Genomic DNA, 12,881 nt, shown 5'->3' with positions numbered 1-12,881 from the left:
ATGTCTCATCAGGAGCCGCTGACATGGAAGTCTTTCGCTACATACCGCTATCCGCGTGCGCTTCATCCGTGTCGGAAAGAGCGCATCTTCGCCCTGAACGTCATGTAGCTCGACGGCTCGGTTCAGGCGCTCTGGGGCTATTGCTGACGCTGCTCGTCACGGTTGGCTGCATCGGCGCCAATAGCGCATGGGCCGACACGCCGGACGTGGAGCACCCCAGCGAATACCTTCGTGCGACTGGGTTCCCGGGCTCGCTCGTCGCGGCCGATCTGGCCTCGTGGCGTGAGCATGTCCCTGACATCGAGCAGATCGAGATTCCGTCGTCCGCCGATGGGAGCGATCAGCCGGCCTTGTTTTATCACTCCGGATCGGATGAGGAGAAGCCGCTACTGCTGGTATTGCATAGCTGGAGCATCAATTACCTGCAGAATATCGATATTCCCATCGCCGAGTTTGCCGTGGCCAACGACTGGGTCTTCATGCATCCGGATTTTCGCGGCGAGAACGACGGAAGCCCTGAGTCGACGGCTTCCGATCTTGCTATCTCCGATATGCAAGACGCCTTGGAATATGCCCGCGAAAACGCCAATGTCGATGCGTCGCGGATTTACCTGCTTGGCTACTCCGGCGGGGCGATGAATGCCCTGCATCTGGCTAGTCGTAACCCCGATGTATTTGCAGGCGTCTCGGTATGGGTGCCGGTCTACGATCTCATTCCTTGGTATCGATGGAATGCCGAGCATGGCGAGCCCTATGCCGGCGAGATTGCCGGGGCTTGCGGGGGCGAGCCACGCGAGGGGACCGAGGCGCACGAAGAATGCGTCCAGCGCAGTCCCCGGGCGCACCTGCCCGATGTGGCCGGTGAACTCCGCGTGCTCATTGCCCATGGCATCGATGACCAGACCGTTCCTCCCGCACAGGCGATCCACGCCTTCAATGACTTGGCCGAGGAAGAAGATCGTGTGCCGCAAGCGCAAATCGATCGGCTCATGGAGACCCGCCAGGTACCCGAGGCGCTGCGTGAGCGTTCCTCTCACCAACAGAATGAGTTCCCCTATTTCGCCGAGGCGGATGCGCCGGTAGTGCTGCACCTGCAATCGGGTCCCGCCGAACTGGTGCTCTTCGAAGGGGGGCACGACATGCTATATCGCCCTGGCCTCGAGTGGTTGGCCCGGCAAACACGCTAAGTTGAAAACTGACATCAAGGATGCTCGATCTATGCCTTGTCTACGCCTCCTGAAAAGCCCGTGCCGTGCGGGCTCCAGCCTGTTGAAAGCAATCGCCATGACCTTGCTCGGCGCCAGTGGGTTCTGGAGCTTGGCCGCTGCCGGCGCAGACTCGTGGGCAGAGGTTGCCGAACCACTGCCGGGGGAGCCCCGTGTCATCGGCCATTATGGAGGGGCCTGCCTGGTCGGGGCTGAGAAGCTTCCTGACGATGGCGTGGGCTATCAGGCAGTCGATTTGAATCGCAACCGGCATTACGGTCACCCTGCGTTGATCGACTATGTTCAGGATCTCGGTCATCGAGTGGATGAGGCTGGATTCGGCCCGATTCTGGTAGGTGATATGGCGCAGCCGCGCGGCGGCCCGATGCCGTATGGCCATGTCAGTCACCAAAGCGGGTTGGATGTCGATATCTGGTTTCGTCTCGGCCTGCCCAGACTCGAATTCAACGAACGCGAAGGCCTTGAGCAGCCGATTCTGGTCGATCAGGAAAGCCAAGGTCTCGATGCACGCTGGACCGACAGACACGCGCAACTGATCCGCCTGGCCGCTGGTGATCCCCGTGTGGCGCGCATCTTTGTCGACGCTGCAGTGAAGCGCGACCTATGTCAGCGTGAATGGGACGATCGCTCCTGGCTGCGTCGGATACGTCCATGGCATTCGCATGACGATCATCTCCATGTACGACTGCATTGCCCGCCGGGTGCCACCGAGTGTGTCGAACAGCCCGAGCCCCCGCCCGGTGAGGGTTGCCAGGGTCTTCGGCCGACGCCTCGGCCGGAGGTTTATCCGAGCCCGAGTCGTAAATTGCCCCAGGCCTGCCGTGCCGTTCTGACCGGGCCATAGTTACCGATGTCGATGACGTGCAAGCCGACACAAGGAGGCACCGTTGGAATTGATTTTCTTCGATAATTGGCAGGCAGTGTGGCGCACAGGCATCCTCGCTGTGCTTGCCTATACGAGTCTGGTCGTACTGCTGCGAATCTCGGGACGACGCACGCTGTCCAAGATGAATGCCTTCGATCTGGTCGTCACCGTCGCCTTGGGCTCGACGCTGGCCTCGGTCATCCTCAGCAAGAATGTCACGCTCAGCCAGGGCGTGGCGGCATTTGCACTGCTGATCGGCATGCAGTTCATCGTGACCTGGACCAGCGTGCGTGTACCCTGGGTGCGCCACGTCGTCACGGGCGAGCCTGCGCTGCTGTTCTATCAGGGACAACATTTGCCGGCAGCTTTGAAACGGGCGCGCGTCACCGAAGACGAGATACGGGCAGCGGTACGCTCCAACGGTATGGCCTCATTGGATAAGGTTCATGCCGTAGTGTTGGAAACCGACGGCTCGTTCAGTGTAGTGCCGCAGGGTACAGTCGATGCAGCATCGAGCCTGTCCGGCGTGGTGCGTCCCGGACCCTATGACAGGCCGGGCCAAGAACAAGACAGACCGGGCCGAGAATGAGATATGTGCATCCCGGCTTGGCTGTCGCGGGGCGGCGCTGTCTAGACTCTGGTCAAACATGCCACGAGCGGGGCGAATCCCATGGTGTCTACCCTAAACGCACAGCCGAACCTATTGCTCAACGACGAGCCGCCTCTGCGCTACCTGCTTTCGCTGCCTCGAGGCGAGCCGCCCAAGTCGGGCTGGCCGATATTGTGCTTTCTGCATGGCTATGACGAGGCTGCGCCACTGGACATTCACCAGGCGTTGACCCGGCATGGCCCACTATGGCTAAAGGCCAATCCCCGGGCAGGCCGAGAGTTCATCATCGTTGCGCCACAACTGCCCACCGGGGGCGATATCTGGTACCGCCACGCCGCCGATGTGCATGACATCGTCGACGAGGTGAGCCAACGCTATGGCGGCGATGTCCAGCGTACCTACCTTAGCGGCTTCAGCTTTGGCGGCAATGGCGCGTTCGATCTCGCCATCGACCGACCGGATCGCTGGGCAGCGTTGTGGGCAGTGGATCCGACACGCGTGCCTCGTCAGGCCATTCAGCCTCCGGTGTGGCTCTCCATTGGCGATGCAGCGCGACGTAGCGCGTCGGGGTTCGTTCGGTCATTGGGGCTGGAAACCATCGAGAAAGGCAGCCCGCCTGGCGAGCGAGTCTACCTGGACCAGGGAGCGGATCACGTCGGCTCGGCACAGCTCGCCTACAGCGATGCGCGCATCTATGCCTGGCTGCTGTCGCATTCATGCCAGGAACCGGCCTGATGCAATGCAGTGGAGCGAATCGACACCTGAAGGGCTCGGTATCGAAGCATTGGACCGACGTCAATGGCCAACGCCTGTTCTATCGCTGTATCGTCGATCGGTCACGGTGCGACCGGTTACCCGTCGTGTGCGTGCATGGACTGGGCGTGTCCAGCCGCTATTTTCAGCCGCTAATGAGGCATCTGGCCGAGGCGTACGATGTCTATTCGCCGGACTTGCCGGGACACGGCCACAGCCCGGCATCCTCCCGCCCTCAGTCCATCGAGGCCCTGGCCCAGTCATTACTGGACTGGCTGAAGGCCATGCAACTTGATCGGGTCGTGTTGGTCGGACAATCGCTGGGTTGCCAGGTGGCGGTCGAAGCGGCACTACGCCAACCGGCACGTGTCGAGCGGCTGGTGCTGATTGCGCCTACGCTGGACCCGGCAACGCGTAGCCTGCGTATCCAGCTGCCGCGTTTCATCGCCGACATCCCCTTCGAGCGGCTTGCCCTGATACCGGTGGTGGCATGGGACTACCTTCGCATGGGCTGGCGGGCCGTGCCGGAGCTACAGGCCATGTTCGCTTATTCCATCGAGGACAGGTTACCGTCGCTCAGCCAACCGCTACTTTTGGTGCGAGGCGAGTTCGATCCCGTCGCTTCTCGCCGTTGGCTGGACGAAGCGGCGCGCCGACATGGCTCGGCCCGGGTCGAGGAAATCGCCGGCTGGGGGCATGCCGTACAGTTCAGCGCACCCGGGCGTGTCGCAGAGGTAGTGCGACAGTTTCTCGCCTTGTAAAAGAACCGAACGATTTCAAACGCGATACACACCGAACTGCGTCAGGCCCTTGTCGGCCAACTGCATGGCCTGCATTCGGCTCATTATGCCCTGGGTGCAATAGAGCAGGTAGCGGCGGTCACGGGGTAGTGCCTCTGCACGTTCCATCAGCTCGAAGAAGGGAATCGCCAGCGGCTCGCCATGAGGGAGTTCGAGCGGCTGGGCATCGCGTTCATCGGGATGGCGGATGTCGATCACGGTGACGTCGTCTGCGGCAAGCAGTGCCTCGCGGGAGTCGATTTCCGGAATGTTAGGCAGGGGGCGTGACGACTCCAGCAAGCGATCGACACGCGTCAATGTCGAATGCGCTACGGCATCATCGAGTAGCGTAACGTCGAAAGCCGCCTCGGCGCGTTCGATCTGCCCCGCATGGGGACGCACGTTGGGCCGTTTGGAGATTGCGCCGCAATATTCGGGTAACCGCTCGGCAAAACGCGCAGTGCCGATATGCCGGGCATCGGCGATGATCGTTTGCTTGTCGCTGGCGATCAGCGGGCGCAGGATCGGCCGCTCGCTGACGGCATCGATCAGGCTCAGGTTGGTGAGGCTCTGGCTGGAGACCTGTGCCAGGGCATCGCCGGTAACCAATACCGGAATGCGTGCTCTGGCCGCCACGCGGTTGGCGGCACGCAGCATCATGCGCTTGAGGACCACGCCGGCCAGTCCCGCCGGTACACGGCGCTGGATCTCACTGACGACGGCCTCGAAAGGCACGCTGACGAAGTTGACCCGGTGCGAGGCGCTGTAGCGCTGCCATAATTGATGAACGACCTCACGGACGCTTTGCTCATGGGCCGGGCCGCCGAGGTTGAAGAACACGAAATGCGTCTTGAGACCCCGGCGCAGCAGCCGCCAGGCGGCGACCGGCGAGTCATAGCCGCCGGAAACCAGCGCCAGTGCTTGGCCCTGGGTACCCAGCGGGTAGCCGCCGAGCCCCGGCAGACGCCGGGTGACCAGCACCAGCCGGTCGTCCGTTAGCTCGACGCGCACCTCGACGTCCGGCTGACGGAGATCCACCGTGGCCCCCTCGGTGGCATCGAGCAGAGCGCGGCCCAGGTGGCGCTCGAGCTCCTCCGAGGTGAAGCCATGCCGGCCGCGGCGCTTGACCCGCACACGAAAGCGCCGGTTTGTCAGAGGGGCGCGCCATAGCGGTACCAGCTTGGCGGCGGCATCCTCGAAGGAGACGAACGCGTGGTTCTCCACTACCTGGACTTCATGAATGCCGGATATTCGAGTCAGGCTGGCTTCCAGCGCCTCTTGGGCGGTCGCATCGAGGGCATGGCGTGGACGCACTTCCAGCGCATCCCAGCAGTCGGCTACCCGGATACCGGGCGAGAACCGCTCAAGCGTATTGCGAATGTTGGTACGCAGACAGCGCACCATTTCCCGCCGTACCGGGCGGGACTTGATGGTGATTTCCGGGAACAACTTGATTCGATAGCGCATGTCGCCTCCACGTACTTACGCCTGAACGCTACATGCCCAACTGCTGGAGAAAGCGCGGCAGGGCCGACGCGTCCAGCAGGATGGTGATGACCACGCCACCCAGCGCGCCGCCAAGGTGAGCCTCATGGGCCAGGCCGCCGGTGCGGAGTGGGTCGCGACGACGCATCGCATACATGGAGATCGCCACGAAACCGATGGCAAAGACGATGGCCGGGATGGGAATGGCAAAGAAGATGTAGAGCATCTCGAACGGCGCGTAGAGACAGAAGGCAAACACCAGGCCACTGATCGCCCCCGAGGCGCCGACTGCCGAGTAGCGGGCATTGCGATACTGAAAGAGCATGGAAAGGCCATGGGCCGCCAGATCCGAGCCGAAATAGAGGATCAAATAACCGACCGGACCCAGCATGTACTCCAGTAGCGGGCCGAAGAAGTACAACGTCAGCATGTTGACCAGCAGGTGAGCGCCGTTGACATGTACGAAGCCGGCCGTCACCAGGCGGTAGAGTTCGCCGCGCCGAATGCGGTCGGGACGAAACGCCAGGCGGTCAATGAGCTGTGGGCGGCGATGCAGCACGTACAAGCTGACGATCACATTGACGATCAGCAACACCAGAGTGATCGGGGCTTGGGTCAGATCCAGCATGTGAGTCTCCGTTCGAGAGTGGGCCATCCATGGCATCGAATAGTTTCATCATGCCAGATGGCTGGCGTTGTCGTCTGCGCCAAAGGCTTGCCAGCCGAGCGCCGTGCAGTCAGGATGCAGGCGTTTCACTAACCTTACCGACAGGAGTCGAGCCATGACCCAGGCAAGCGCACGCCACATTCTGGTGGACAGCGAAGCGAAATGTGAAGAGCTCAAGGCCGAGATCGAAAACGGACGCGATTTCGCAGAGGTCGCCAAGCAACACTCCACCTGTCCGTCGGGACGCAATGGCGGCGATCTGGGAACGTTCGGCCAAGGCCAGATGGTGCCGGAGTTCGACCAGGTCGTGTTCAGTGGCGACTTGAATACCGTCCATGGGCCGATCAAGACCCAGTTCGGCTACCATCTGCTGGAAGTTACCCAGCGGTCGTAATTCCTGACGCGATGAAGAAGCCGCATGCGGGATGCCCCGCATGCGGCTTCTTGCGTTATGCACGTCGCCGGTTGGACGCTGTGCCGCGAACGAGCCATGCTGAAATCGTGACGTGGCGGATCGACGGGTTGTGGATCGGCAATTCGCGAGGTGAAAAGACGCCACGTTCCGTCAGGCGAATGCACAAGGAACTTAAGCTTACGGCTAGGGCTATATGGCACCCGTTGGCTGACAAGTGAAACGGCCGTGATCGGCTAACTGCCAGCGTAATGCGAAACAGAACAATCGATACGAGGTTGCCACATGGAAGAGTTGGCCAAACGTCTTGGGCTGCGTACCGATCCGACCATTTTCTTCGTCTCGGCCGGGTGCATGATCGTTTTCCTGATCGCTCTGCTGGTGGCACCCGAGCAGATTCGCGATGTTTTCGCTAGCGGTCGGTCATGGGTCGTCACCAATCTCGGCTGGTTCTTCATCTTTGGCGTGAATTCCTGGCTGCTCTTTTTGCTCTGGATCGCGATAAGCCGACATGGCCGCATTCGCCTGGGCGGTCAGGATGCCAAGCCCGCGTACGGCAACCTCTCGTGGTTCACCATGCTGTTTGCCGGCGGGATCGGGACCGTGCTGATGTTCTGGGGCGTGGCCGAGCCCATCTCCCATTTTTCCAACCCGCCGTACGATGAAGTCGAACCCTATACGGTCGAGGCCGCCCGAGATGCGATGGGGTTCTCGATCTATCATCTGGGCTTGCACACATGGACGATCTTTACGCTGCCTGGGTTGGCCTTCGCCTACTTCATCTACCGCTATGACTTGCCGGTCCGCGTCAGCTCGGTGTTCTACCCACTTCTGCACGATCGGATTTACGGGCCCATAGGCAAGACCATCGATATCTTTGCCGTACTCGGCACGCTATTCGGCGTCGCCGTGTCGGTCGGGCTCGGCACGTCGCAGATCAACGCCGGGCTGACGGAATTGACCGGCATTCCCGATTCGGTGACTTCCAAGGTGGTCATCATCGCCATTCTCACCAGCATTGCCGTGACCTCGATCGTGGTGGGTCTCGACAAGGGGGTAAAGCGGTTATCCAATATCAACATTGGCATGGCCACGGCGTTGATGGTCTTCGTGCTGGTTACCGGATCGACGGTGTTCCTGCTGAGAGGCATCGTCGAGACTGTGGCCATCTATGGCTCCAATCTCGTTCCGATGGCGTTCTGGAACGACATGCTCGCGCAATACACCTCTGAGAATGGGGGGTGGGGCTGGCAAGGGAACTGGACCGTTTTCTACTGGACCTGGACCGTGTCCTGGTCGCCGTTCATCGGTATCTTCGTCGCACGCATCTCGCGGGGACGCACCATCCGTCAGTTCGTGCTGGGTGTACTCTTCGCGCCGTCACTGTTCACCCTGGTATGGTTTGCCATCTTCGGCTGGTCCGCCATGGAGATCGACGGCATCGGTGAGCAGGCACGTGCCGCTCTCGGTGAGCAGGCGGGCGTGTTATCGCGGGCCGTAGAGGAAAGCGTGCCTCTGGCGATGTTCGCGTTCTTCGAGCATTTCCCATTCACGACCCTGATACAGGGCTTGGCGGTCGTCATCGTGGCGATCTTTTTTGCCACCTCGTCGGATTCCGCCTCCCTGGTCGTCGATATGCTGTGCACCGGTGATGCCGATCCCGGCCCCGCACGTCAGCGGGTGTTCTGGGGCGTTTCCGAAGGCGTGGTAGCCGCCATGCTCATCGTGCTGGCGGGTGAGGCCGGGCTGGACGCATTACAGCAAGTCATCACTGTGCTTGGCCTGCCGATCTTCCTCCTGGTGTTTGCCATGGTCTTCTCGCTGTTACGTGCACTGGAGAGCGAAAGCGTCAGCAAGACCAAGGTAGGTGAGCCCCCTAGCGTGGACAAACTGTAGGAAGCGATCCCGGCTGAAATACAGTGGCTGCGGATCCAAGCCTAAAAAGGCCGGACTGGCTTCCTTCCTGCTCGTTGAGCGACACGTTGCCGGTAATGCGTATACTGCGCACCATCAGTGACAACGCGAACGACAGGAGCTGCATAGTGAGGAGAGGGGACACGCCGGACGGACGCGAGGAAAAACAGCGCAGGTGGCTGCGCCCCTGGCTGCTCCTGTTGGTCACTGCCTATCTTGGCATGGCAGCCTATCAAGCCTTCAAGCCGTTGCCCGAAGGCCTCAGTGTCGCCTCGCCTTTGCTGCCGGCATCCGACGTGGCGTTCCTGTCCGATGTCACCTATCTCGACGCCGAGGGCAATCGGCAAACCGAACAGGCCATCTTCGACGAGATGCTAAGCCTGATCGATCAGGCCAAGCGCCTGGTGGTGCTGGACATGTTCCTGTTCAACGACTTCGCTGGCGAGTCGCAGGGCGACTATCGTCCGTTGTCGGCACAGCTCGCCCGGGCGCTGATCGAACGCAAGGCACAGATGCCGGGGCTCGAGGCGGTGATCATCACCGATCCGCTCAATACGCTGTATGGCGGGCTGACGCTGGAGCACTTCACCGCGCTGCGGGCCGCCGGCGTGAAGCTGATCACTACCGATCTCACCGAACTGCGCGCCTCCAATCCGGCCTGGTCGGGACTCTGGTCCTGGTGCTGCCAGTGGCTAGGCAACACCGCGCAAGATGGCTGGCTGGACAATCCGTTGGGGCCGGGGCAGGTGACCTTGCGCAGCTACCTTGCCATGCTCAACTTCAAGGCCAACCACCGTAAGACGTTGGTGGCCGATATGGATGAAGGCTGGGTGGGCATGGTGACCTCGGCCAACCCCCACGATGCCAGCAGCCTGCATGGTAACGTCGCCTTGCGTTTCCAGGGGCCGGCCGTGGCGGCGCTGCTCGAGAGCGAGCGTGCCGTGGCGCACCTGTCGGGCGCCGATATCGATTTCGACCCGCTGCAACTCAGCGAGTCGGTGGTTCCCGGAGGGCCGCGCCTGCAACTGTTGACCGAGGGGCGCATCGGCGACGCGCTGATCATCGCCGTACAGAGTGCCGAGCCCGGCGATCGTATCGATATTGCCACGTTCTACCTGGCGCATCGCGAGCTGATCGACGCGTTGAAAGACGCCCAGGCGCGCGGCGTGCAAGTCAGGGTCCTGCTCGATCCCAACAAGGATGCCTTCGGTTTCGAGAAATCCGGCATTCCCAATCGGCCGGTCGCGGCCGAATTGCGCGAGGCGAACATCCCGGTACGCTGGTGTGCGACCCATGGTGAACAGTGCCACGCCAAGATATTGCTGAAGCGCTCGCTCAGTGGGGATGCGATGCTTTATCTCGGCTCGGCCAACTTCACGCGGCGCAACCTCGACGATCTCAATCTGGAAACCACGGTTCGTCTGGTCGCTTCGAAGGAAACGCCGGCCATCGCCGATGCCATGCGCTGGTTCGATCGCTATTGGCACAATCCGCAAGGGCAACGCCTGAGCGTGCCCTATGGCACGTATGCCGACGCGTCGCCTTGGCGCTACTGGCAGTACCGGTTGATGGAAGCCACGGGACTATCGACCTTTTAGTGCCGGCTATCCGTGGCATCGGGTTTCTGTGCCGCCGGAATCAGCACCTCGGCGACGATGGCTTCCAGCTCTTCCAGATAACTCTGCCCTGGCGACGGCGGGCTGGGGTTGGAGGTCATCACCACACTCAGGCCAAGGCTGGGTACGATATACAGCATCTGTCCTGCGTAGCCCCAACCGTAGTAGACGTCTTCGCCGGCCAACTCGGTGATGAACCAGCCATAGCCGTACTCATCGAAGTTGAACACCGAGCGCGTGTAGGGTGTCCACGACGCCTCGATCCATTCCCGGCTCAGGATCCGTTGGCCATCGACGGTGCCGCCTTGCCGGTACATCTCGCCGAACCTGAGAATCGCAAGTGGTGATAGGGCCATCTCGTTGCCTCCCATGTAGAGGCCTTGCGGATCCTGTGTCCAGGGCGGAATGGCGATATTCAGCGGCTCGCCCAGCCAGTCCCGGGCCAAGGCATGGGTGTCGCGGCCCGTGGAAAACGTCAATGCGGCGGATAGCAGATGCGTGCTGCCGGTGGAGTAGAGCATGCGCCCGCCGGGGTCGGCGACGAACGGGCGTGTCAATATGTAGTTCAGCCAATTGTCACTGGCCACCCAGGCAGCGTAGTTCGGCCCCGAGGTGGGCTCCAGCCCGGCCTGCATCGACAGTAAATGTCCCACGGTGACGTCGTCGATGCGCGGGCTGGCATCGTCGGGCACGCGTTGCCCCAGCAACTCGACGATCGGTTGATCGACGCCCTCGATTATGCCCCGCTGGATGGCAATCCCGACCATGGCGGAGATGACGGTCTTTGCCAGCGACTTGATATTGGTAGGCTCGCTCAGGCTTTCGCCGTCGGCGCTATATTCGATGACATTATCGCCGTGATGCGCCACCAACAGGCTATGCAGTCGTGGCAGCGATGCCGCTCTCGCCACGGCGTCATCGAGAGCCGAGGCAGGCAAGCCGGATGAAGCGTCGTCGCTCTGGCCCTCAGCGCTCGATGCGATCAGCATCCCCCCGATGAGCAGGCACCGTAACGCATAACGGGATGGCAACAGACGCATGATGATGTCAGGCATGGTGCTTCCTTCGTTGGCGAACCTTTCGACGCAATGCGGTCCAATGACTTGGGGCCGATTGCGGCCATCCTGATATTTAGGGTAGGAGGTCCGATGCTTGACGCCATTCAGCAGTTTTTCAATCGTACGCTGGCTCCCCAGGACGGCGCGCAACGCGCCCTGACGCTGGAGCTGGCGACCGCCGCACTGTTGTGCGAGGTGGTGCGGGCCGACTACCAGACCGGGGCGGCAGAGATCGAGGCGCTGCGTGACATGCTAAGGACGCGCTTTGCCCTGGATCGTGCCGCCGTCGACGAACTGATGGACCTTGCTGCCGAGGAGGCCGACCAGGCCGTGGATCATTTCCAGTTCGTACGCCTGGTCAACGAGCATTACGGCTATGCCGACAAGGTGGAACTGGTCGAGCTGATGTGGCGTCTGGCTTATGCCGATGACCAACTGGATGCACTCGAGGAACATCGCATCCGCAAGCTTGCCGATCTGCTCTTCGTGCGCCACAGCGACTTCATTCGCACCAAGTTACGCGTTCAGGATGAGCGCGACGGAGCGCAACCATGACACGCAGCGCATGCTTCAGCCGTCGCCGCTTTCTTGGCGGCCTGGTGGGTACCGGCGCCGCCGCAGCGCTGGGTTGGTCGCCGCTGACGCTAGCGCAGCAAAGCTCACGCGACGACCCCTTGATGAAGCCGATCCCTGCCACGGGAGAACGGATTCCGGCAATCGGCATGGGCACCTGGATAACCTTCAACGTAGGTGAGCTGGAAGCCATGCGCGCCCAGCGCGCCGGGATCGTCGCCGAGCTGTTCGCCCAAGGCGGGCGTATCATCGATTCATCGCCGATGTACGGTACCTCGGAAGCCGTGGTCGGGTATTGCCTGGAGCAGCTCGACGAGCCGGATGATCTGTTCGCGGCGACCAAGGTCTGGACGCGCATGGCGGACAGCGGGGCGGCCCAGATGGCCGAGTCGCGTCGGCTGTGGGGCGTCGAGAGGTTCGATCTGATGCAGATTCACAACCTGGTCGACTGGCAGACTCACTTGCCTCGACTGATGGACGATAAAGCCCGGGGTCGCATCCGTTACGTCGGGGTGACGACCTCGCATGGACGCCGTCACGACGAGCTCATGTCGATCATGCGCAACGAGCCCATCGATTTTGTGCAACTGACCTACAACATTCTGGACCGTGAGCCCGAAGACGCCATCCTTCCCCTGGCCAGGGAGCGTGGCATTGCCGTTATCGCCAATCGGCCGTTTCGCCAGAAACAATTGATCGAGCGCTATCGGAACGAACCGTTGCCGGAATGGGCGGGTGAGATCGATTGTGCCAACTGGCCGCAGTTCCTGCTCAAGTTCATCGTCTCGCACCCGGACGTGACCTGCACGATCCCTGCAACCACGCGTGTCGACCACATGCGCGAGGATACTGGGGCCATGTATGGTCGCCAGCCCGATCAGGCGATGCGCGAGCGCATGGTCCGTTACGTCGAAGGGCTGTAA

The 12,881-nt window shown here is 61.6% G+C and carries 13 protein-coding genes; 10 read left to right on the top strand and 3 right to left on the bottom strand.

What is annotated here, in order from left to right; genetic code table 11:
• The first annotated feature begins 23 nt into the window (after positions 1 to 23).
• From MHM84_RS03185 to MHM84_RS03165, 5 genes are all read left to right on the top strand, one after another.
• Positions 24 to 1,187, top strand: coding sequence for a prolyl oligopeptidase family serine peptidase (locus MHM84_RS03185; RefSeq protein ID WP_239262350.1), 1,164 nt, complete (start codon positions 24 to 26; stop codon positions 1,185 to 1,187).
• Between the two features lie 97 nt (positions 1,188 to 1,284).
• Positions 1,285 to 2,070, top strand: a complete 786-nt coding sequence (gene mepA, locus MHM84_RS03180) for a penicillin-insensitive murein endopeptidase (protein WP_239262348.1) — start codon at positions 1,285 to 1,287, stop codon at positions 2,068 to 2,070.
• Between the two features lie 43 nt (positions 2,071 to 2,113).
• On the top strand, positions 2,114 to 2,680 hold the full coding sequence (locus MHM84_RS03175) for a YetF domain-containing protein (RefSeq protein WP_239262346.1): 567 nt from the start codon (positions 2,114 to 2,116) through the stop codon (positions 2,678 to 2,680).
• Positions 2,681 to 2,761: 81 nt separating this feature from the next.
• Positions 2,762 to 3,436 carry a hypothetical protein gene (locus tag MHM84_RS03170; RefSeq protein ID WP_239262344.1) on the top strand — a complete coding sequence of 225 codons (675 nt, stop codon included), beginning with the start codon at positions 2,762 to 2,764 and terminating at the stop codon, positions 3,434 to 3,436.
• The gene (locus tag MHM84_RS03165; protein ID WP_239262342.1) at positions 3,436 to 4,215 is read left to right on the top strand and encodes an alpha/beta hydrolase; all 780 of its coding nucleotides are present in this window, start codon (positions 3,436 to 3,438) and stop codon (positions 4,213 to 4,215) included. Before MHM84_RS03170 ends, MHM84_RS03165 begins: the two co-directional genes overlap by 1 nt.
• A gap of 15 nt (positions 4,216 to 4,230) precedes the next feature.
• Here the strand turns inward: MHM84_RS03165 and thiI are convergent, their stop codons facing one another.
• Both thiI and MHM84_RS03155 read right to left on the bottom strand, forming a co-directional pair.
• Positions 4,231 to 5,700: a tRNA uracil 4-sulfurtransferase ThiI gene (gene thiI, locus MHM84_RS03160; protein ID WP_239262340.1), complete on the bottom strand. Its 1,470-nt coding sequence runs from the start codon at positions 5,698 to 5,700 to the stop codon at positions 4,231 to 4,233.
• A 28-nt stretch (positions 5,701 to 5,728) separates the two neighbouring features.
• Entirely contained in the window at positions 5,729 to 6,346 is a 618-nt protein-coding gene (locus MHM84_RS03155) for a rhomboid family intramembrane serine protease (protein ID WP_239262337.1), read from the bottom strand.
• 103 nt (positions 6,347 to 6,449) lie between these two features.
• Between MHM84_RS03155 and MHM84_RS03150 the strand changes: the two genes are divergently transcribed.
• The 3 genes from MHM84_RS03150 to MHM84_RS03140 all read left to right on the top strand — a co-directional run bounded on the left by MHM84_RS03150 (position 6,450) and on the right by MHM84_RS03140 (position 10,309).
• The gene (locus MHM84_RS03150) at positions 6,450 to 6,779 is read left to right on the top strand and encodes a peptidylprolyl isomerase (protein ID WP_343218270.1); all 330 of its coding nucleotides are present in this window, start codon (positions 6,450 to 6,452) and stop codon (positions 6,777 to 6,779) included.
• Between the two features lie 303 nt (positions 6,780 to 7,082).
• Positions 7,083 to 8,693: a BCCT family transporter gene (locus MHM84_RS03145; protein ID WP_239262333.1), complete on the top strand. Its 1,611-nt coding sequence runs from the start codon at positions 7,083 to 7,085 to the stop codon at positions 8,691 to 8,693.
• Positions 8,694 to 8,839: 146 nt separating this feature from the next.
• A complete protein-coding gene (locus MHM84_RS03140; protein WP_239262331.1) occupies positions 8,840 to 10,309 on the top strand; it encodes a phospholipase D family protein in 1,470 nt (489 codons plus the stop codon).
• Here the strand turns inward: MHM84_RS03140 and MHM84_RS03135 are convergent.
• Positions 10,306 to 11,382 (bottom strand): serine hydrolase, encoded by a 1,077-nt coding sequence (locus tag MHM84_RS03135; protein ID WP_239262329.1) that lies wholly within the window; start codon positions 11,380 to 11,382, stop codon positions 10,306 to 10,308. The genes MHM84_RS03140 and MHM84_RS03135 overlap by 4 nt on opposite strands.
• 93 nt (positions 11,383 to 11,475) lie before the next feature.
• On the opposite strand from MHM84_RS03135, the gene MHM84_RS03130 reads away from it, so the two are divergent.
• Positions 11,476 to 11,940 (top strand): TerB family tellurite resistance protein, encoded by a 465-nt coding sequence (locus MHM84_RS03130; RefSeq protein ID WP_239262327.1) that lies wholly within the window; start codon positions 11,476 to 11,478, stop codon positions 11,938 to 11,940.
• On the top strand, positions 11,937 to 12,881 hold the full coding sequence (locus MHM84_RS03125; protein WP_239262325.1) for an aldo/keto reductase: 945 nt from the start codon (positions 11,937 to 11,939) through the stop codon (positions 12,879 to 12,881). Before MHM84_RS03130 ends, MHM84_RS03125 begins: the two co-directional genes overlap by 4 nt.

Source organism: Halomonas sp. McH1-25, from assembly GCF_022348165.1.
Taxonomy (GTDB): Bacteria; Pseudomonadota; Gammaproteobacteria; order Pseudomonadales; family Halomonadaceae; genus Modicisalibacter.
The sequence above is the reverse complement of the archived record's forward strand: the minus strand, read 5'-3'. Positions and strand labels throughout refer to the sequence as shown.

Coding starts and splice junctions, on each gene's coding strand:
- MHM84_RS03130 (WP_239262327.1), top strand. CDS start 11,476: ATGCTTGACGCCATTCAGCAGTTTTTCAATCGTACGCTGGCTCCCCAG.
- MHM84_RS03185 (WP_239262350.1), top strand. CDS start 24: ATGGAAGTCTTTCGCTACATACCGCTATCCGCGTGCGCTTCATCCGTG.
- MHM84_RS03135 (WP_239262329.1), bottom strand. CDS start 11,382: ATGCCTGACATCATCATGCGTCTGTTGCCATCCCGTTATGCGTTACGG.
- MHM84_RS03165 (WP_239262342.1), top strand. CDS start 3,436: ATGCAATGCAGTGGAGCGAATCGACACCTGAAGGGCTCGGTATCGAAG.
- MHM84_RS03155 (WP_239262337.1), bottom strand. CDS start 6,346: ATGCTGGATCTGACCCAAGCCCCGATCACTCTGGTGTTGCTGATCGTC.
- MHM84_RS03170 (WP_239262344.1), top strand. CDS start 2,762: ATGGTGTCTACCCTAAACGCACAGCCGAACCTATTGCTCAACGACGAG.
- mepA (WP_239262348.1), top strand. CDS start 1,285: ATGACCTTGCTCGGCGCCAGTGGGTTCTGGAGCTTGGCCGCTGCCGGC.
- MHM84_RS03145 (WP_239262333.1), top strand. CDS start 7,083: ATGGAAGAGTTGGCCAAACGTCTTGGGCTGCGTACCGATCCGACCATT.
- thiI (WP_239262340.1), bottom strand. CDS start 5,700: ATGCGCTATCGAATCAAGTTGTTCCCGGAAATCACCATCAAGTCCCGC.
- MHM84_RS03125 (WP_239262325.1), top strand. CDS start 11,937: ATGACACGCAGCGCATGCTTCAGCCGTCGCCGCTTTCTTGGCGGCCTG.